Below are 17080 nucleotides of genomic sequence, written 5' to 3'. Positions count from 1 at the left end.
ACGTTCCAGCAAAATATCAGGGGCACGGAAAATGGCCGGAGCGAAGAGCCACGATTATCATATCCTACCGCCGAGCATCTGGCCGTTCTTCGGCTCGATGTCGGCGCTGGTCATGGCGTCGGGCGCCATCATGTGGATGCACAAGGCAGCCTTTGGCGGCTACGTCTTTTTCGCCGGCGTGCTCGGCGTCCTCTTCACCATGTACAGCTGGTGGTCGGACGTCGTTCGCGAGGCGCATGCCGGCGATCACACGCCGGTCGTTCAGCTGCACCTCCGCTACGGCATGATATTGTTCATCGCCTCGGAGGTGATGTTCTTCGTCGGCTGGTTTTGGGCCTGGTTCGACTTTTCGCTTTTCCCGGTTGCGCTCGAATATAATGAGGGCGTTACCTCGGTCATCGCAGGTCCGAACAGCGTCACCCAGGCTGCTGGCATATGGCCGCCCAAGGGCCTCGAAGTCGTCGACGCCTTCCACCTGCCGCTGCTCAACACGCTGCTGCTGCTCTGCTCGGGCACCACGGTGACCTGGGCGCATCATGCCCTGCTGCATGGTGATCGCGACGGCCTGAAGAAGGGCCTGTGGCTGACCATTATCCTGGGCCTCGTGTTCAGCTCGGTGCAGGCCTATGAATATATGCACGCCCCGTTCGCCTTCAAAGGTCTGAACTATGGCGCGGCCTTCTTCATGGCGACCGGCTTCCACGGCTTCCACGTGCTCGTGGGGACGATCTTCCTGATCGTCTGCCTCGTGCGCGCCTATAAGGGCCACTTCACCCCGCAGCAGCATTTCGGCTTCGAAGCCGCTGCCTGGTACTGGCACTTCGTCGATGTCGTGTGGCTGTTCCTCTTCATCGTCGTCTATGTCTGGGGCGGCTGGGGCGCGCCGGTTCACGGCTGAGCCAGCTTTGACCGAACAAGGGCGCGGTGGCGGGGCAACCTGTCGCCGCGCCTTTTCTTTTGCGGGGTGCAGGACATGACGAATCAGCAGGGCGACGCGGCACCCCGGCCGTTCGATGCGGCTTTGCGCGGCCTGTGCCCGCGGTGCGGTAGTCCGGGCCTCTTCGCCAGCTTCCTGCGTTTTGCCGACCAATGCCCGCGCTGCGGCCTCGACTACCGGACCTTCAATGTTGGAGACGGTGCCGCTGCCTTTCTCATTCTGATCGTCGGGGCCATCGTCAGCCTGCTTGCGATTCTCGTCGAGCTCCGCTGGGAGCCGCCGCTGATCGTGCATTTCTTCCTGTGGGCTCCGTTGACGCTGGTGTTGACGGTGACGTCTCTGAGGTTCGCGAAGGCGCTGCTCCTCGCGCTGGAGTTCCGCAACGCCGCGCGCGAAGGCCGGATCATGAAGGACGATTGATGCGCAGGCTCCCCCTATTGCCGACCTTCGTCGTTCTCCTGGCCGTCGCCACAATGATCGGCCTGGGACTGTGGCAATTGCGTCGCGCCGAATGGAAGGAAGGCCTGCTCGCGCAATATCGGACGGCACGCACGGCACCGGCCATCATGGGCCTTCCGGTCGATGCGGAGCCTGCGTCTCTTGCCTTCCGCCGCACCCGGCTGGACTGCGCCCTTACCGGGAAGCCGGTTCAGATCGGCGGCCCCGGCCCTGACGGTGACAGTGGTTTCCGGACGATCGTCGGCTGCCGTCTGGACGACGGACGGCTGATGATGGCGGATATCGGCTGGCAGCCCGTCGGCAGGAGCCTGCCGCCATTGAAGACCGGTTCGGCTGTTCGGGGGATGGGCGTGCTGATCCCTGACGAGGTGCTTGCGGACCGCTTCGCGGGTGCGAACGGCGAGCCGCTGCCGTGGCTGATCGTCCTCGAAACGCCGTTGCCCGGCTATGCGCCGAGCACCCCGCCATCGGTCGAGACGATCCCGAACAATCATCGCGGCTATGCTGTGCAGTGGTTCCTATTCGCGGCCGTCGCGCTCGGCATCTACGCTCTGGCGGCGAGAAAGCGCTGGCTCGGCCGGTGAAGCAGGTCGCCGGCATCTCCGCGCTGGCAGGCAGTCGATGGGACGTGCTCGTCGTCGGCGCCGGATTTGCCGGGGCGGTCATGGCGGAGCGATTCGCGGCGGATGCCGGGCTTCGCGTCCTCGTCCTCGATCGGCGGGCGCATATCGGCGGGAACGCCTATGACGAGCGGGACGGGGCTGGCATCCTCGTCCATCGGTACGGCCCGCATATCTTCCACACCAACAGCCAGGACGTGGTCGACTATCTGTCGGCCTTCACCGCATGGCGCCCTTATGAGCATCGCGTTCTCGCGCATGTCGACGGGCGGGACCTGCCTTTTCCGATCAATCGGGCGACGCTGAACCTTCTCGATGGCTTGTCCTTGTCGAGCGAGGCCGAAGCGGAAGCCTACCTCCAGAGCGTGGCGGAGCCGGTCTCGCCGGTGCGGACATCGGAGGATGTCGTCGTTGGCCGGGTGGGAAGGGCGCTCTACGAGCGTTTCTTTCGCGGTTATACCCGCAAGCAGTGGGGCCTCGATCCATCGCAGCTCGATGCGTCCGTCACTGCGCGGGTGCCGGTGCGCACCAACCTCGACGACCGCTACTTCACCGACAGCTTCCAGGCGATGCCTGCCGAGGGATATACGGCCCTGTTCATGCGGATGCTCGATCATCCGAACATCACCGTGGCGACGGGGGTCGATTTCTTCGACGTCCGGGAGGCCGTCGCCTTTGGCCGGCTCGTCTTTACCGGGCCGATCGACGAATATTTCGGCCGCTGCCATGGGCCGCTGCCCTATCGTTCGCTGAGCTTCCGGCACGAGACGCTGGGGATGGAGCGTTTCCAGGCGGCTGCAGTGGTGAACTATCCCGACCAGCAGGTCCCCTATACCCGGATTACCGAGTATAAATATCTGACCGGCCAGCAGTCCCCGTCGACCAGCATCAGCTACGAATATCCCGCCGACGAGGGCGACCCCTATTATCCCGTTCCACGGGCCGAGAATCAGGCGCGTTTCCGCGCCTATCAGGCGATGGCGGACGCGCTGCCCGACGTCCTGTTCGTGGGCAGGCTCGCAACCTATCGTTATTATAATATGGACCAGGTCGTCGCGCAGGCGCTTGCCACCTATCGGCGAGCCAGGCGGTGATATCGAAGCACCGGCGGCTCCTCCGTCGTCTCGACGGACTCGCTGCGGCAGCCCGCGCCGGTTTCTCCCGGCCTCTCGTGCGCCTGCTCCTCCTCAGCGACGGCCGGGAATATACCAGCGAGCAGCAGTTCGCGCCGATCTGGCGCCACCGATGGCATCTTCGCCGGGAATTGGGGCTGGCCGTGGACTGGTTGCCGCTGGAGGGGAAGGGGGCTGACGTCCAGGCAGTTCTGCCGCGTTACGACGTGATAGGGATCAAGCTCTCCTTTCGCCGCCCTGCTGTGGAGGCTGAGAGGATCGTGGGGCGGCTCCGGGACGCCGGGCAAACCGGCCGAACGCCGCGTTTCGTCTATTTCGACGGAGACGACGACAGCGCGGTGTTGTGGCCCGAGATTGTCGATCTGGTCGACCTCTATGTGAAGAAGCATCTCTTCGCCGATCCCGCCGCCTATGGTCGTTCCTTCACGGGAAAGAGCAACCTGACCGATTACGCCGCGCGGTACGGCGGATGGTCCTTTGCCGACGACATCATCCCCATAGGCCAGCCCAGGCCGCTGGGCTCACCGGAGCGGTTGCATCTCGGCTGGAGCATCGCGCTCGACGACGAGATCGCCCGCCTGCCGACCGTGTCGCCGCGGGTCGATCGGTCGATCGACCTGTGCGGCCGCGTCCACGTCGCGCCGGGCAACTGGCTCGAGGCGCTCCGCGCCCCCGCCATAAAGGCGCTCGAATCGGCTGGGTCGCGCTGGCGCGTCGCCGTACCGCGCGAACGCGTATCCCAGGCGGCCTATCAGGCGGAGCTGCGCGCGGCACGCCTCTGTGTGAGCCCCTTCGGCTATGGCGAGCTCTGCTGGCGCGATTTCGAGGCGATCCAGGCGGGGTGCCTGCTGGTGAAACCCGACAGCGGGCACATAAGCACGGATCCCGATCTGTTCGTCCCTGGCCTTACCTATGTTCCCGTCCGGTGGGACTTTGCCGATCTCGAGGACGCCTGCCTGCCTTATCTGCAAGACGAAGAGCGGCGCGTGGCGATGGTGGAGGAGGCGCAACGCCGCCTGCGCGATTCGTTTCACCCGCGATGGTTCGCCGGCCGTATGGCGTCGCTTCTCGCCCGGCTCGGTCTGTAGACCGGGGACGGCACTCATCTGTGGAATATTATCGAGGAAATGGCGGAGAGGGTGGGATTCGAACCCACGGTACGGTTACCCGCACAACGGTTTTCGAGACCGCCCCGATCGACCACTCCGGCACCTCTCCGCAGAGGTGGAACGAACGGACCGTGAAGCCGCTCGCCAGTCGATAGGGGCGGGCCATTAGCTGAGAGTTTCGCACTTGCCAAGCACCTGCTTGCAAGTGGGAGAGACTTCCCTACATTAAATCCCGTGATCGATAAGAATGTTGCCATTGCGCAGGCCCCCGGCCTGCTGCCCCAGGGAATTGCTCCTCCGCCCGTTGCGCACGCGCGTTTCGCCATCGGCGACGTCGTGCGGCACCGGCTGTTCGAGTTTCGTGGAGTCGTGTTCGATGTCGATCCGGTGTTCGCCAACACCGACGAGTGGTACGAATCGATTCCGGCCGACATGCGGCCGGCGAAGGACCAGCCCTTCTATCATCTGTTCGCCGAGAACAGCGACAGCAGCTACATCGCCTATGTCAGCCAGCAGAACCTGATGCGCGACGACAGTGACGAGCAGGTCGACCACCCCGCGATTTCGGGGCTGTTCGATGGATTCTCCGAAGGCCGCTACAAGCTTCGCCGCCAGCACCGCCACTGAGTCGTTCCGGCTCCGCCGGTAAGCGCCCGGCGATTCACGTCGGCGCGCGCATAGAGGTTGACTTTCGGGCCTTCGACCTCTAGCGAGCCGCTTTCCTGCGTGGGCTGGTGGCCAAGTGTCCCCTGTTCTCGCTAACAGCTTTTGAAGAAGTGATGAGGGCCATGTTCGCTATCGTGCGCACGGGCGGCAAGCAGTATCGCGTTGCCGCGGGAGACAAGATCGTCGTGGAGAAGATTCCGGGTGATGCGGGTTCCACCGTGTCGCTGGACGACGTTCTTCTCGCAGGCGAGGGTGCTGAGCTGAAGGACGTCAAGGGCCTCAGCGTTTCGGCGGAAATCATCGCGCAGGCGAAGGCCGAGAAGGTCATCGTCTTCAAGAAGCGCCGTCGTCACAACTATCGTCGCCGCAACGGCCACCGCCAGCAGCACACGATCCTCAAGATCCTCTCGGTCGGCGGCGAAGCCCCGGCGAAGAAGGCTTCCAAGGCAAAGGCCGACGCTCCGGCCGCCGCCGAAGCCTGATCGAAGAGCCAAACGGAGTAGTTTGACATGGCACATAAGAAAGCAGGCGGCTCTTCGCGTAACGGTCGCGATTCGGCAGGCCGCCGCCTCGGCGTGAAGAAGTTCGGTGGCGAAACCGTCATCGGCGGCAACATCATCGTCCGCCAGCGCGGCACCAAGGTCTATCCGGGTCGCAATGTCGGCATCGGTAAGGACCACACGCTGTTCGCACTCGCCGAAGGCCGCGTCGAATTCCACAGCGGCAAGCTTGGCCGCAAATATGTCAGCGTCGCGGCGTTCGCCGAGGCGGCTGAGTAAACGGATGATCCGTCGAGGGTCGTCCGGAGAGGCGACCCCGGGTCCGGCCCTGCCGGACCGATGAGGGAGAGGGTCGCACCTCTCCCTTTTTATTTTCTCCCTCAAAAAAGTGTCGCTGCGCTGTAACCTTTTGGGTTCAAAGGCGTTTCCGGGGCAGCGATAAGGGAGAAAGAGATGTTCGCTCGTACCCCGCGGCTGTTGCTGCGTCCCGGCTGGAGAGAGGATGCCCAGGCTCTGACGGCGGCGATCGGCGATTTCGCCATCGTGTCGCGGCTTGCGCATGCCCCCTGGCCCTATACGCTCGACGATGCCGAGGCCTTTCTTGCGGCTGACCATGGTCCGCTGCCCAATTTCCTGATCTTCGCACGCACTCTGGGTGCGCCCCGGCTCGTCGGGGGGATTGCCTTCGCGTCCCGCGAGGGCGGCGTCGAACTGGGCTACTGGATTGCTCGGCCCTATTGGGGGCTGGGTTTCGCGACCGAAGCCGGACGTGCGATGATTGACATCGCCGACCATTGCCTGCGCGTGCCGCGCCTGACGGCGGGACATTTTTCGGACAATGCCGCGTCGGGCCGGGTTCTTGCCAAGCTGGGTTTCCAGCCGACGGGCCGGGTCAGTACGCGCATATGCCGTGCCCGCGACGCGGTCGTGAACTGCGTCGATTTCGAACGGCCCGCCTTTGCGACCGGTCGAGTCGGAGACGATGTCCGCATAGGCTATGATCGCGAGGAGGCAATGGCGGCGTAAACGCGCATTTATCGCGTGCCGCCAAAGCCTTGCTTCGTCCGCTTACAGAAAATGCTGGCCCATCGCTGCGTCGGGTGATGCTAGTGGCCGGGAACCGACAACCGGCGCCTTAGGCCTCCGGTTGTTTTCCAACGCCTCAGGAGGGCCCGACGATGCCGCATGTCCGTCTGCGCCTGTCCACCGAGGAGATGCGCTTCCGCGCGCTCGACGCCGCGCGCACCATCCTGATCGAGGAGGGGCCGCAGGCGGTGACGCTCATGGCGGTCGCCAAGCGTATCAACAGGACCCACGCCAATATACTTCACCATTTCGGGTCGGCGGGCGAACTGCGCCGCGCCATGGCCGAGATGGTCGTCAGCCGGGCGGTGGAAGAAATCGAGCAGAAGGTCGTCGACGCGCGGCGGAACGAAAGCGACCTGCGCGAGGTCGTCGACATAACCTTCGATATCTTCGAGAAGCAGGGGCTTGCTTCGCTCGTGTCGTGGATGGTGCTGTCGGGGGAGCGCGAGGGACTCGTTCCGATCCTCGAGGCGGTGCATAATGTCGTCGAGGAACTCGGCGAGTATCGCGGTGCTCCGCTACGGCAGATTACCCATATTCTGGTCCTGACCGCGCTCGGCGAGGGATTGCTTGGCGAGTCGATCGCCGATGCGCTCGATCTGCCACGCGACTCCGCGCGGGCGACGCTCGCCCACCAGTTGCGCATAATGCGGGGCTGGTGAGCGGGCATATTCGACAGTTCGTATACCGATGGGTTCTTTTCGCCGCCAATTGGTATAAAGGCGCGCGATGCATTTTCTTGATCAAGCAAAGATATTCATTCGCTCCGGATCGGGCGGCCCCGGTGCCGTCAGCTTCCGGCGTGAGAAGTACATCGAATATGGTGGCCCTGACGGCGGTCATGGCGGCAAGGGCGGAGACATCATCTTCGAAGCGGTCCCGGGTCTCAATACCCTGATCGACTTCCGCTATACGCAGCACTTCAAGGCGCAGCGCGGCCATGGTGGAGCGGGATCGAACCGGACCGGTGCCGGTGGGGAGGATCTCGTGATCCGCGTCCCGGTCGGCACGCAGATATTGTCGGAAGACAAGTCGGAGGTCCTCGCCGACTTCATCGTCCCCGGCCAGCGCGAGATATTCCTTCGCGGTGGCGACGGCGGCCGGGGCAATGCCAGCTACAAGACCTCGACAAACCGGGCTCCCCGCCAGCATGGCAGCGGCTGGCCGGGCGAGGAAATGTGGGTCTGGCTGCGGCTGAAGCTGCTGGCGGACTGCGGCCTGGTGGGGCTGCCCAATGCGGGCAAATCGACCTTCATCAATGCGGTGTCTAATGCCAAGGCCAAGGTCGGCGACTATCCGTTCACGACCATCCGGCCCCAGCTCGGCGTGGCCGAGCACAAGGGGCGGGAATTCGTCGTCGCCGACATTCCCGGGCTGATCGAGGGCGCGGCCGAGGGCGCCGGCATCGGCGATCGCTTCCTTGGCCATATCGAGCGCTGTCGCGTGCTGCTGCATCTGGTCGATGCGACCGGCGACGACCCGATCGATGCCTTCGAGGTCGTGCGCGGCGAACTCGACGCTTATGGTGCGGGACTGGCCGACAAGCCGCAGGTGCTCGCGCTGAACAAGATCGACGCGGTCGAGCCCAAGGCGCTGGAGAAACTGGCGAAGAAGCTCGCGAAAAAGAGCGGCGCCGAGGTCATGCTCCTGTCCGGCGCAAGCGGTGAGGGCCTGCCCGCCATACTCGATCGGATCATCGAAACGCTGGGCCCGCCGCCCGAAGCCGTCGCCGCCAATGAGAATGACGAGCCCTGGTCCCCGATCTGACGATGATGTCCGCCGCCCGTTTCGCACCTGCCGCCTGCCCGCGCCTGGTCGTCAAGATCGGATCGGCGTTGCTCGTCGATCCCGACGGCAAGGTTCGCCGTTCCTGGCTTGAGGGGGTCGTCGCCGATCTCGCCCAGCGTCACGCGGCGGGCCAGCAGATCGCGGTGGTGTCGTCCGGAGCGATAGCGCTCGGTGCCCGCCGGCTCGGCCTTGCCAAGGGCGGCCGGGCCAGCCTCGAGGACGCGCAGGCCGCTGCCGCGACGGGCCAGATCGCCTTGTCGCATTGCTGGGCCGAACTGCTTCACGAGCGGGGGCTTACGGCAGCGCAGATGCTGGTCACGCTCGACGATCTCGAGGATCGGCGGCGCTATCTGAACGCGGCTTCGACCCTCGACCGCTTGCTGAGCCTCGGCGTCATTCCCGTCATCAACGAGAATGATTCGGTCGCCACCGAAGAGATTCGCTTCGGCGACAATGATCGACTCGCGGCGCGCATCGGCCAGGCAGCGGGGGCGGGTGGCGTGATCCTGCTGTCGGACATCGACGGCCTCTACACCGCCAACCCCCATCGGGACCCGACCGCACGTCTGGTGCCGGAGGTCTCCCGGATCGATTCGCGAATCCGGGCCATGGCCGATGGCGGGTCGGCCTCGGGCATGGGATCCGGGGGTATGATCTCGAAGCTCGAAGCGGCGCGCATCGCCCAGCGCTCGGGCGCACATCTGGCGATTATTTCCGGCAAGCGTGACCATCCCCTTTCGGCCTATGATGCCGATGGGCGCGGCACGGTGTTCCTCGGAAGCCACATCGGCAGCGCGCGCAAGGCGTGGCTTGCGGGCCGGCTGACGGCAAAGGGCAAAGTGCTGGTCGATGCCGGCGCAGCGGCAGCGCTGCTCGAAGGGCGCAGCCTGCTGGCGGCGGGGGCCACCGGCGTTCAAGGGCGCTTCTCGCGCGGTGACGTGGTCGACATCTGCGGTCCGGAGGGCGAAGCTTTTGCGCGGGGCCTTGCCGAATATGATGCCGACGATGCGGCGAAGATCGTCGGTCGCCGCCGTGAGGCGCTGGAGGACCTGCTCGGTTACGCCCCGCGCTCGGCACTGGTGCACCGCGACCATATGGTGCTGCTGTGATCTTGGCGGTTACCGGGGGCACGGGCTTTCTGGGTGGCCATGTGCTGCGCCTTGCGGCCGAAGCCGGTCATCAGGTTCGCGCGCTGGCCCGCAGGCCGCAGCTTCCGCTGCCCAATGTCGAATGGGTGCGCGGTACGCTCGAAGATCATGTCGCACTGGGCGAACTGGTCGAGGGCGTGGATGCGGTGATCCACGTCGCGGGCGTGGTCAACGCGCCGACGCTGGCCGGATTCGTCGAGGGCAACGTCACCGGAACGGCCTCGCTCGCCACCGCCACCGAAGCCGCCGGGGTACGGCGCTTCGTCCATATTTCCTCCCTGTCGGCGCGCGAGCCCGATCTGTCCGATTATGGCTGGTCCAAGCGGGCGTCCGAAGCGATGGTCGTGCAATCCTCGCTCGACTGGACGATCGTGCGTCCACCGGCCATCTATGGCGCGGGCGATCGGGAGATGCTCGAGCTGTTCCGCATCGCCGCGCGCCGTGGCATCCTGCCGCTACCGCCGAAAGGGCGTCTGTCGCTGATCGAGGCGGCCGACCTGGCGCGACTGATGATCGCCCTCATCGATGCGCCCGAAACGCACGCCCAGACTTATGAACCCGACGACGGCATGGTCGACGGCTATACGCACAAGGAATTCGGTCGAATGATCGGCGCAGCGGTGGGCCGCCCCGGGATCCTGACATTGTCCACGCCGAAGCCGTTGCTGCAACTGGCCGCCTTCGTCGAGCGGCAGAGACTGGGCGACAAGGCGAAGCTGACCGGCGACCGCGTCCGCTATTTCTGTCATCCCGACTGGGTGGTCCGTACCCGCCCTCCCGAAACGATCTGGCGACCTGGCGTAGCGGCTCAGGATGGTCTGCGTGCCACCGCCGACTGGTACCGCGGACAAGGCTGGCTCTGAGCGCGCTCGTCAGCCGAAATCGATCACCAGCTGCGCCATGAAGGCGAGGAAGCTGAGAATGAGCCCGCCGAGCATCACCCGATAGGCATAGCCGAGCAGCCTGTACTTCTTACGGGCGAGCACGCGGCCATTCTGGTAGATGTCATGGGCGAAGGCGGCATAGACCGCGTCGCTGTCGGTGACGGTATCCAGGACGAATTTGACGAACTCCTCTTCCTCGATCTGCGTGAAGGATCCGAAGAACAGCATGTTCGCAGGGCCGTCGGCGCGCGGCGGAACCTTGGTCGACGGCAGTACCGCCATCACCGCGAGCAGCGCGGATAGAAAGGCGGCCGCACCCAGGATCATCAGCGCGACAGGGGCATGGCCGCCTGCCTTGATCTGGCCGACCGTGATCGTGAAGATCACGAAGGTCGCGCCCATCAGCATATTCGCCTTCTGGTCGGCCATCTGGCTCAGCTGATACTGGATCTGCTGTGCGGTTCGCAGAAGATGGACCGCATCGGGCGCGAACTGCCCTCTCGGTGGCGCTCTTGTCTCGTCGGCTGCCATCATGCCCCCTGAATGCCCGCCCGTTAATGGCATGGCACCGGGGGCCGGCAAAGAGACTTTATCGCGACTATGCGCCGGAAAGGCGACGATCGCCGCCGGTCTGCCGCGATGCCGCCGCATTCGCTTGGCAAGCGCGGCTCTGTCATCCTAGAGCGTGGCAGGACGGGCAAGGCCGGTTCCGCGCTTGCGGATCGGCCATTTTGCCGCGGGTGGCGAGCGGTCGGCCTTGCCGATGCTCGCGCAATCGCACTGAGGAACGATGATGAGCAGCAGAGACGATACCTTCACCCGCGTGGCCGAGCAGATCGAGCCCTTCAACAAGAAGGGGATCGACCTGACCGACGCGACCAGTTTCGCCGGCGATCTCGAATGGGACAGCCTCACGGTGATGGATTTCGTGGCGGCGGTCGAAGACGAATTCGACATTATCATCACGATGAACATGCAGGCCGAGATCGAGACCGTCGGCCAGCTCGTTGATGCTGTCATGAAGCTGCGGGGCTGACCTTGACGACCGATCTCTTCTCGAAATTCGACCCTCTCATCGCCGAGCGCGAGGCGCTGCTCGCGACCGGGGTGCGCGATCCCTATGCGATCGTCATGGAAAAGGTGCTGTCGCCGACGGAGGCGCTGATCAACGGCAAGAAGACGATCTTGCTGGGCACCTACAACTATATGGGGATGACGTTCGACCCGGACGTGATCGCCGCCGGCAAGGCCGCCCTCGACGCCTATGGTTCGGGCACGACCGGCAGCCGCGTGCTGAACGGTACCTATCAGGGCCACAAGGAGTGCGAGGACGCGCTGAGGGAGTTCTACGGGACCAAGCACGCGATCGTTTTCTCGACCGGCTATCAGGCCAATCTGGGCATGATTTCGACGCTGGCCGGCAAGGGCGATTACATCATCCTCGACGCCGACAGCCACGCCTCCATCTATGACGGATGCTGGCTGGGCAACGCCGAGATCGTCCGCTTCCGCCACAATTCGGTCGAGGACCTCGACAAGCGGCTTGGCCGCCTGCCTGCCGAAGCGGGCAAGCTGGTCGTCCTCGAAGGCGTTTATTCGATGATGGGCGATATCGCGCCGTTGCCGGAGATGGTGGCTGTCGCGAAGAAGCATGGCGCGATGATCCTGTGCGACGAGGCCCATGGCATGGGCTTCTTCGGCGAACATGGCCGCGGCGTGTTCGAGGAGGCCGGTGTTGCGGACGACATCGATTTCGTCGTCGGCACCTTTTCCAAGTCGGTCGGCACGGTCGGTGGCTTCTGCGTCTCGAACCATCCGAAGTTCGAAGTGCTGCGCCTCGTCTGCCGGCCCTATGTCTTCACGGCGTCGCTGCCGCCGTCGGTCGTTGCGACCGCCGCGACCTCGATCCGCAAGCTGATGCACGCGGGCGAGAAGCGGGCGCATCTGTGGAAGAATTCGCGCCGGCTTCACCAGGGCCTGCGCGACATGGGCTACAAGCTCGGAACCGAGACCGCCCAGTCGGCCATCATCGCGGTGATCCTGACCGACATGGCCCAGGCCGTGGCCCTGTGGCAGGGGCTGCTGGAAGCGGGCCTCTACGTCAATACGGCGCGGCCGCCGGCGACGCCGGCTGGGACGTTCCTGCTGCGCTGCTCGCTCTGCGCCGAGCATAGCGACGAGCAGGTCGACCAGATTCTGGCGACGTTCCAGAGCGCCGGTCAGGCGATCGGCGTCATTCCCTGATCGAAGCTCGGCGACCCGGGATGCACTATCCCGGTCGCTTCGGCTGCGATACAAGGCGGTTATGACGCTCAACGCTTCCGTCGCATGGGTACGGAACCTGTCGCAGGGGACGAGGCGATCGATCGCAGCGGCCCTGCTGGCGATATGTGCGATCGGGCTGCTGATCGCCGTGGTCACCATGGTCGCGCGGTCGAACGATGCGCGCGACGCGGCATTGCGTCGAGAGCAGCACAGCTACGACATCATGGTGCTGACGCGCTCGCTCGATGCGTCGATGGCACGATCCGAGGCGGCCCTGGCCCGCTATGTCGTGAGTGGCGATCGCAAGGTCGGCACGATCTATTATGACGAGTGGCGCAGGGCCATGAGCCAGCTGCGCCAGCTGGATCGACTGACGGCGAGCCAGCCCGGCCAGCAGCGGCTCGTCCGCAAGCTGGAAGCCCTTGCCGCCGATCGTGAGAAGGAACTTGCCGCCGCCGCCTCCTTCGCCAATGTCGGCAAGGGCTGGTACGCGATCGGCATGTTCAGCAAGGCCGGCGAATCGTCCAACGTTCCTGCCATTTCCAAGACGCTGGAGGACATCGCGGCGCGCGAGCGCGAGCGGCTGGGCCAGCGGTCGGAAGCCACGCTGTTTTCCGCTGAACGTGCCAACTGGTTCGCGACACTCCTGTCGGTGCTTGGCCTTTCGCTGATGGGACTGGCCATATTGCTGGGCTGGCTCGCGGCGGCTGCGGCTGCTCAGCGCGCGCACGCGGCGGAGGCGATGGAGATCGAGTCCGATCGTGCGGCGCAGCTGGAGGCGGCCGTGGCCGAACGCACCCGGGAACTGAGCGAGGCCAATCGCCGGCTGCTCGAAGAGAGCGAGACCCGCGCGCGTGCCGAGGCGCAATTGGCACAGGCGCAGAAGATGGAGGCCGTCGGCCAGCTGACCGGTGGCATCGCGCATGATTTCAACAACATGCTGTCGGTGGTCGTGGGCGGTCTCGATCTTGCGCGGCGCAAGCTCGCGAAACACCCCGCCGAAGCGGGCATGTATATTGACGGGGCACTGGAAGGCGCGGACCGGGCGGCGGCATTGACCCGTCGGTTGCTATCCTTCGCGCGCGCCGAGCCCCTGTTGCCCGATGCGGTGCTGCCCGCCAAGCTGGTCGCCGGCATGAAGGTGCTGCTCGACCGGACGCTGGGCGAGCGCGTGGTCGTCAACGTCCATGCTGCCAGCGCGCTATGGCCGATATGGGCCGACACGCATCAGCTGGAAAATGCGATTCTCAACCTGGCGGTCAATGCCCGCGACGCCATGGAGGGGGCAGGGCGCCTCGATATCACCGTGGAGGATGTCGCGCTGGATTCCGCCGCCAGCGGCGGGCTCAAGCCCGGAGATTATGTCAGGATCAGCGTTTCCGACACCGGTTGCGGTATGTCGAAGCAGGTCATGGAGCGTGCGTTCGAACCCTTTTTCACGACCAAGCCGGTAGGAAAGGGCACCGGTTTGGGCCTCAGCCAGATCTTCGGTTTCGTGCGTCAGTCGATGGGCGATGTCCACATCGCGTCGGAGCTGGGCAAGGGGACGACCATCTCGCTGTTGCTGCCACGCTATCAGGGCATGGCCGTGCAGCGCAGCGGCCTGGAGCTGTCGGTGGCCGCCCGCCCGGATTCCGGTGCGCTGGAGATCCTGCTGGTGGAGGACGATCCGCGGGTGCAGGCGTCCACGAGGGCAGGCCTCACCGAACTCGGCCATGTCGTGAGCGCCTGCGGCTCGGGTGAGGAAGCACTGGCGATATTGGCGGACGGGAGCAGCTTCGACCTGGTGCTGACCGATGTCATGATGCCCGGCATGACCGGCCCCGAGCTTATCGCCGCGATCAGCCGAGACTATCCCGAAATCGCCGTGTTGTTCGTCACCGGCTATGTCGGGGAGGCCGGGCAGACCGAAGATTTCGCGGACCATGAGGTGCTGCGCAAACCCTTCACCATCTCGGCCCTGGGCAATGCGATCGGGCGAGCGATGGGGCGTCGTCCCGGCAGGACGGCGTCGCAGGCCGCCTGAAACCGTTCAGGCCGGCCTTCGCTCGGTCATCGGACGGCGCCTCGCGCGATCAGACGGGGAAGCAGCGCCAACGCACCGAGGATCGGCCAGCGTCGCTGCCACGGCTTGATCTGGATCGCCGCGCCTGCGTGGCGATTTATCTTCCACGCCAGATAGTCGATGCCGCCGGCATAGGTGGTGCTCGCCTTCGCCAGCCGCAGGAGGGTCAGCGCCTTGCCTTCCCGCCGACGCCGGCGCCAGGCGCCACGGCCTGCCTGGCTTTCTGCGATGGTCACGGGTTCGGCGAAGCGGACCGTGGTCCCTTCGATAGCGGCGCCCAGGCCGGCCATGGCAAGCGCCGGTGCCGTGAAGCGGGCGTAGCGGCCGGGGTCTGCTGCAACCACCGATGAAGCGCGGCCCTTGCGTTCGGCGCGAAGCTCGGCGCCATAGGTCAGGGCGAAGGCCCCCTCCCACAGCTCGGCGATGCTCAGCGCGTCCGGAAGCAGCGGGCGGGCTGCGGCCAGCAGCGCGGGTGCGGCTCCCGCTATGGCGCGAGCGGCCTCCTCGGCGGCGGCTTCGTCGGCGGACCAGACCAGCCGCGAGGGCTGGGCGAAGCGCGCCCAGACCGAGACATTGCGCGTCGAGGCGGAAGCGAGGCGCCGGAAGTCGGCCTCGCTCAGCACGGCATATTTGGCGATCAGCCCGTCATGCTCGAACGGGAAGACATTGGGAGGCACGTGGCGATTGGCGAAGGCGAGCCAACCGCCGCCATAGGCGGCGCGATAGTCCGACACGATCAGATAGAAGTCGAGCATCAGCCCGTCGAGATTGGCCTCGCGCAGGCAGGAGCCGTAGAAGAGGACCGATCGCGAGGCGCCGGGATAGCGCGCGGCCAGGGCAGCGGCCATGGTCGTGACCCTCGGGTCGACGGGCTCGGCCAGCTCCGTCGCCACCAGCGTTTCCAGTGGCATGGGCTTTCCGGTCAGGCGGCCAGACGGAGGAAGGGCACGGGCGGCGTGGTCTTCAACACGATCGGCTTGCCGGCATCGGCCTGGAAGATCTCGCCATCGAGGATCACGCTCGAGCGCTCGCCCTCGATCTGGATCTCGTCGCCATATTCGAAATGGACGCCGTCCATGCGGTCCCGGCCAACCCGGCCGAAGATACCGGCGAACAGGGCGCGCAGCAGGGGCAGGGGGCGCTGTTCGACAACCATGAGCTGCAGCGCACCCGATGCGGTGCTGCCCCCGGTGCTGCTGCCCAGAAGCAGCTTGTGGAGGGTGGTCACGATCAGCAGCGAGAAGCGGCCCTGAATCTGCCCGGCGCGCATCATCGACACCTTCATCGGGCGTGCTGCCGGCGGCAGGAAGGCGGTGCGGATGCCGAGGATCAGAGTCACAAGAACGGCGATCGCGGTCAGAAAATGGCTGATCCCGTTCGGCAGGCCGAGTGGATAGATCTTGTTGCGGCAGTAGAGGATCGTGTCGGCGAGACCGGCCCCGCCGAGGAACATGCCCAGCACCGGACGCGACCCGTCCGAGCCGTCGGACAGCGCGATCAGCTCGCGGACGACGACATGCTCCTCGATGCCGGTGCGTGCGATCTCCATCACGCGTCGAAGCGCGGCGATCGGGTCGCCGACCGCGCCGAGATCGAGGGCGATGAGGTTGGTCTTGCCGTTCGGAAGCACTGCGACCGGAGGCGGCGAGCCATCGAAATGGCCACCGAGATAGAGTTCGGTCAGGGCGGCCTGAACCGTGCCGTCGCCGCCATTGACCACGAGCACCTTGGGACTGACCCGGGCAATGGTGCGCAGCGCCTCGCCGATCTGATCGACCGACTCGACCTCATAATGGAAGATGTCGCTCTGCGAGGCGCAGAAGCTCCGCATCCGCGGCAGCATCGACAGATTGCCTGTCGAGCGTGGGTTGGAAAGGAGCGCGACGGTGGCCATCGCTCAGCGGGCCGCCATGGCGACGGGGCCGAAGGATCCGCCCTTCACATAATTCATCACTATCGACACGCGCGTCATTCCGGCCACCTCGATCTGGACCTTCTGCGGATCCGGTTTGCGCTTGAACAGGACGTCGAGCAGCGACAGCCGGGGATTGCCGGACATGCCGCCACCGTCCTCCATGCCCGTCTTGCCCGAACCGTCCACATCGTGGCGGACCGAAACCGCATAGGCGCCGTTCGCAGGCAGCTTGACGCAGACGTCGACCGGACCCGAGGCGGGAACCGGGACGTCGATGCGGCGAAGATAGCTGCCCTTGTCAAAATAATGCTTTGGATTGCCGCCATAGGACTGCACGCGCAACATGCCGCTGCGCGACTTAAGTCCTTCGACATGAACAAGAATTGCGGGCGCGTTGCCGGTGCAGGCGGCGGCGTCGGGGCCGAGCACGGCGGCACCGGCCGCGACGGGCATACCCATCGCGATCATCAGTCCAGCCATCCCCGCCACAAGTTTCGACATGACC

General features: G+C 65.3%; 20 protein-coding genes and 1 tRNA gene. 16 read left to right on the top strand and 5 right to left on the bottom strand.

Annotated features, from left to right (window positions below; all coding sequences use genetic code 11):
• The first annotated feature begins 31 nt into the window (after nt 1–31).
• From G6P88_RS08570 to G6P88_RS08550, 5 genes are all read left to right on the top strand, one after another.
• Nucleotides 32–898, top strand: coding sequence for a cytochrome c oxidase subunit 3 (locus G6P88_RS08570; RefSeq protein ID WP_165322776.1), 867 nt, complete (start codon nt 32–34; stop codon nt 896–898).
• A gap of 75 nt (nt 899–973) precedes the next feature.
• The gene (locus G6P88_RS08565) at nt 974–1357 is read left to right on the top strand and encodes a DUF983 domain-containing protein (RefSeq protein ID WP_165322775.1); all 384 of its coding nucleotides are present in this window, start codon (nt 974–976) and stop codon (nt 1355–1357) included.
• The gene (locus G6P88_RS20300; protein WP_165322774.1) at nt 1357–1980 is read left to right on the top strand and encodes an SURF1 family protein; all 624 of its coding nucleotides are present in this window, start codon (nt 1357–1359) and stop codon (nt 1978–1980) included. Before G6P88_RS08565 ends, G6P88_RS20300 begins: the two co-directional genes overlap by 1 nt.
• The gene (glf, locus tag G6P88_RS08555) at nt 1977–3110 is read left to right on the top strand and encodes a UDP-galactopyranose mutase (RefSeq protein WP_226946784.1); all 1134 of its coding nucleotides are present in this window, start codon (nt 1977–1979) and stop codon (nt 3108–3110) included. The genes G6P88_RS20300 and glf overlap by 4 nt, the downstream gene beginning before the upstream one ends.
• Nucleotides 3107–4237 carry a glycosyltransferase gene (locus G6P88_RS08550; RefSeq protein WP_165322773.1) on the top strand — a complete coding sequence of 377 codons (1131 nt, stop codon included), beginning with the start codon at nt 3107–3109 and terminating at the stop codon, nt 4235–4237. Before glf ends, G6P88_RS08550 begins: the two co-directional genes overlap by 4 nt.
• A 40-nt stretch (nt 4238–4277) precedes the next feature.
• On the opposite strand, the gene G6P88_RS08545 is transcribed toward G6P88_RS08550, so the two are convergent.
• A tRNA-Ser gene (locus G6P88_RS08545) sits at nt 4278–4367 on the bottom strand.
• Nucleotides 4368–4495: 128 nt separating this feature from the next.
• Here G6P88_RS08545 and hspQ point away from each other — a divergent pair.
• The 8 genes from hspQ to G6P88_RS08505 all read left to right on the top strand — a co-directional run bounded on the left by hspQ (nt 4496) and on the right by G6P88_RS08505 (nt 10309).
• Nucleotides 4496–4885, top strand: coding sequence for a heat shock protein HspQ (gene hspQ, locus G6P88_RS08540; RefSeq protein WP_425594491.1), 390 nt, complete (start codon nt 4496–4498; stop codon nt 4883–4885).
• A gap of 161 nt (nt 4886–5046) precedes the next feature.
• Nucleotides 5047–5406: a 50S ribosomal protein L21 gene (gene rplU / locus G6P88_RS08535; RefSeq protein ID WP_165322771.1), complete on the top strand. Its 360-nt coding sequence runs from the start codon at nt 5047–5049 to the stop codon at nt 5404–5406.
• Nucleotides 5407–5433: 27 nt separating this feature from the next.
• Entirely contained in the window at nt 5434–5703 is a 270-nt protein-coding gene (gene rpmA / locus G6P88_RS08530) for a 50S ribosomal protein L27 (protein WP_165322770.1), read from the top strand.
• Nucleotides 5704–5877: 174 nt separating this feature from the next.
• Nucleotides 5878–6450: a GNAT family N-acetyltransferase gene (locus G6P88_RS08525; protein WP_165322769.1), complete on the top strand. Its 573-nt coding sequence runs from the start codon at nt 5878–5880 to the stop codon at nt 6448–6450.
• Between the two features lie 152 nt (nt 6451–6602).
• Nucleotides 6603–7172 carry a TetR family transcriptional regulator gene (locus G6P88_RS08520; RefSeq protein ID WP_165322768.1) on the top strand — a complete coding sequence of 190 codons (570 nt, stop codon included), beginning with the start codon at nt 6603–6605 and terminating at the stop codon, nt 7170–7172.
• A gap of 67 nt (nt 7173–7239) precedes the next feature.
• Nucleotides 7240–8277 (top strand): GTPase ObgE, encoded by a 1038-nt coding sequence (gene obgE / locus G6P88_RS08515; protein ID WP_165322767.1) that lies wholly within the window; start codon nt 7240–7242, stop codon nt 8275–8277.
• Between the two features lie 5 nt (nt 8278–8282).
• Complete coding sequence (proB, locus tag G6P88_RS08510) at nt 8283–9407, top strand: glutamate 5-kinase (protein WP_165325046.1); 1125 nt, start codon at nt 8283–8285, stop codon at nt 9405–9407.
• Complete coding sequence (locus G6P88_RS08505; protein ID WP_165322766.1) at nt 9404–10309, top strand: SDR family oxidoreductase; 906 nt, start codon at nt 9404–9406, stop codon at nt 10307–10309. The genes proB and G6P88_RS08505 overlap by 4 nt, the downstream gene beginning before the upstream one ends.
• A 9-nt stretch (nt 10310–10318) precedes the next feature.
• Here the strand turns inward: G6P88_RS08505 and G6P88_RS08500 are convergent, their stop codons facing one another.
• Nucleotides 10319–10864: a Pycsar system effector family protein gene (locus G6P88_RS08500; RefSeq protein ID WP_226946783.1), complete on the bottom strand. Its 546-nt coding sequence runs from the start codon at nt 10862–10864 to the stop codon at nt 10319–10321.
• 259 nt (nt 10865–11123) lie between these two features.
• Here G6P88_RS08500 and G6P88_RS08495 point away from each other — a divergent pair, with 259 nt between their 5' ends.
• From G6P88_RS08495 to G6P88_RS08485, 3 genes are all read left to right on the top strand, one after another.
• Nucleotides 11124–11366: an acyl carrier protein gene (locus G6P88_RS08495; protein ID WP_165325042.1), complete on the top strand. Its 243-nt coding sequence runs from the start codon at nt 11124–11126 to the stop codon at nt 11364–11366.
• Complete coding sequence (spt, locus tag G6P88_RS08490) at nt 11363–12574, top strand: serine palmitoyltransferase (RefSeq protein ID WP_165325040.1); 1212 nt, start codon at nt 11363–11365, stop codon at nt 12572–12574. The genes G6P88_RS08495 and spt overlap by 4 nt, the downstream gene beginning before the upstream one ends.
• Before the next feature lie 61 nt (nt 12575–12635).
• On the top strand, nt 12636–14621 hold the full coding sequence (locus tag G6P88_RS08485) for an ATP-binding protein (RefSeq protein ID WP_165322765.1): 1986 nt from the start codon (nt 12636–12638) through the stop codon (nt 14619–14621).
• A gap of 26 nt (nt 14622–14647) precedes the next feature.
• On the opposite strand, the gene G6P88_RS08480 is transcribed toward G6P88_RS08485, so the two are convergent.
• Genes G6P88_RS08480 through G6P88_RS08470 form a run of 3 tightly spaced genes read right to left on the bottom strand, consistent with a single transcriptional unit; the run spans nt 14648 to nt 17076 of the window.
• Nucleotides 14648–15571, bottom strand: a complete 924-nt coding sequence (locus tag G6P88_RS08480) for a hypothetical protein (protein WP_165322764.1) — start codon at nt 15569–15571, stop codon at nt 14648–14650.
• Nucleotides 15572–15582: 11 nt separating this feature from the next.
• The gene (locus G6P88_RS08475; RefSeq protein ID WP_165322763.1) at nt 15583–16554 is read right to left on the bottom strand and encodes a diacylglycerol/lipid kinase family protein; all 972 of its coding nucleotides are present in this window, start codon (nt 16552–16554) and stop codon (nt 15583–15585) included.
• 3 nt (nt 16555–16557) lie between these two features.
• Nucleotides 16558–17076 carry a DUF2141 domain-containing protein gene (locus G6P88_RS08470; RefSeq protein ID WP_165322762.1) on the bottom strand — a complete coding sequence of 173 codons (519 nt, stop codon included), beginning with the start codon at nt 17074–17076 and terminating at the stop codon, nt 16558–16560.
• Between the last annotated feature and the right edge of the window lie 4 nt (nt 17077–17080).

Source organism: Rhizorhabdus phycosphaerae (assembly GCF_011044255.1).
GTDB classification, from domain to species: domain Bacteria; phylum Pseudomonadota; class Alphaproteobacteria; order Sphingomonadales; family Sphingomonadaceae; genus Rhizorhabdus; species Rhizorhabdus phycosphaerae.
This window is presented reverse-complemented; position numbering and strand designations above follow the sequence as displayed.

Excerpts from the sequence above, each read along its gene's own strand:
- G6P88_RS08565 (WP_165322775.1), top strand. The coding sequence starts at position 974 with ATGACGAATCAGCAGGGCGACGCGGCACCCCGGCCGTTCGATGCGGCT.
- G6P88_RS08470 (WP_165322762.1), bottom strand. The coding sequence starts at position 17,076 with ATGTCGAAACTTGTGGCGGGGATGGCTGGACTGATGATCGCGATGGGT.
- rplU (WP_165322771.1), top strand. The coding sequence starts at position 5,047 with ATGTTCGCTATCGTGCGCACGGGCGGCAAGCAGTATCGCGTTGCCGCG.
- G6P88_RS08495 (WP_165325042.1), top strand. The coding sequence starts at position 11,124 with ATGAGCAGCAGAGACGATACCTTCACCCGCGTGGCCGAGCAGATCGAG.
- G6P88_RS08525 (WP_165322769.1), top strand. The coding sequence starts at position 5,878 with ATGTTCGCTCGTACCCCGCGGCTGTTGCTGCGTCCCGGCTGGAGAGAG.
- rpmA (WP_165322770.1), top strand. The coding sequence starts at position 5,434 with ATGGCACATAAGAAAGCAGGCGGCTCTTCGCGTAACGGTCGCGATTCG.
- G6P88_RS20300 (WP_165322774.1), top strand. The coding sequence starts at position 1,357 with ATGCGCAGGCTCCCCCTATTGCCGACCTTCGTCGTTCTCCTGGCCGTC.
- G6P88_RS08480 (WP_165322764.1), bottom strand. The coding sequence starts at position 15,571 with ATGCCACTGGAAACGCTGGTGGCGACGGAGCTGGCCGAGCCCGTCGAC.
- G6P88_RS08500 (WP_226946783.1), bottom strand. The coding sequence starts at position 10,864 with ATGATGGCAGCCGACGAGACAAGAGCGCCACCGAGAGGGCAGTTCGCG.
- obgE (WP_165322767.1), top strand. The coding sequence starts at position 7,240 with ATGCATTTTCTTGATCAAGCAAAGATATTCATTCGCTCCGGATCGGGC.
- G6P88_RS08475 (WP_165322763.1), bottom strand. The coding sequence starts at position 16,554 with ATGGCCACCGTCGCGCTCCTTTCCAACCCACGCTCGACAGGCAATCTG.
- proB (WP_165325046.1), top strand. The coding sequence starts at position 8,283 with ATGTCCGCCGCCCGTTTCGCACCTGCCGCCTGCCCGCGCCTGGTCGTC.
- G6P88_RS08485 (WP_165322765.1), top strand. The coding sequence starts at position 12,636 with ATGACGCTCAACGCTTCCGTCGCATGGGTACGGAACCTGTCGCAGGGG.
- G6P88_RS08520 (WP_165322768.1), top strand. The coding sequence starts at position 6,603 with ATGCCGCATGTCCGTCTGCGCCTGTCCACCGAGGAGATGCGCTTCCGC.
- G6P88_RS08570 (WP_165322776.1), top strand. The coding sequence starts at position 32 with ATGGCCGGAGCGAAGAGCCACGATTATCATATCCTACCGCCGAGCATC.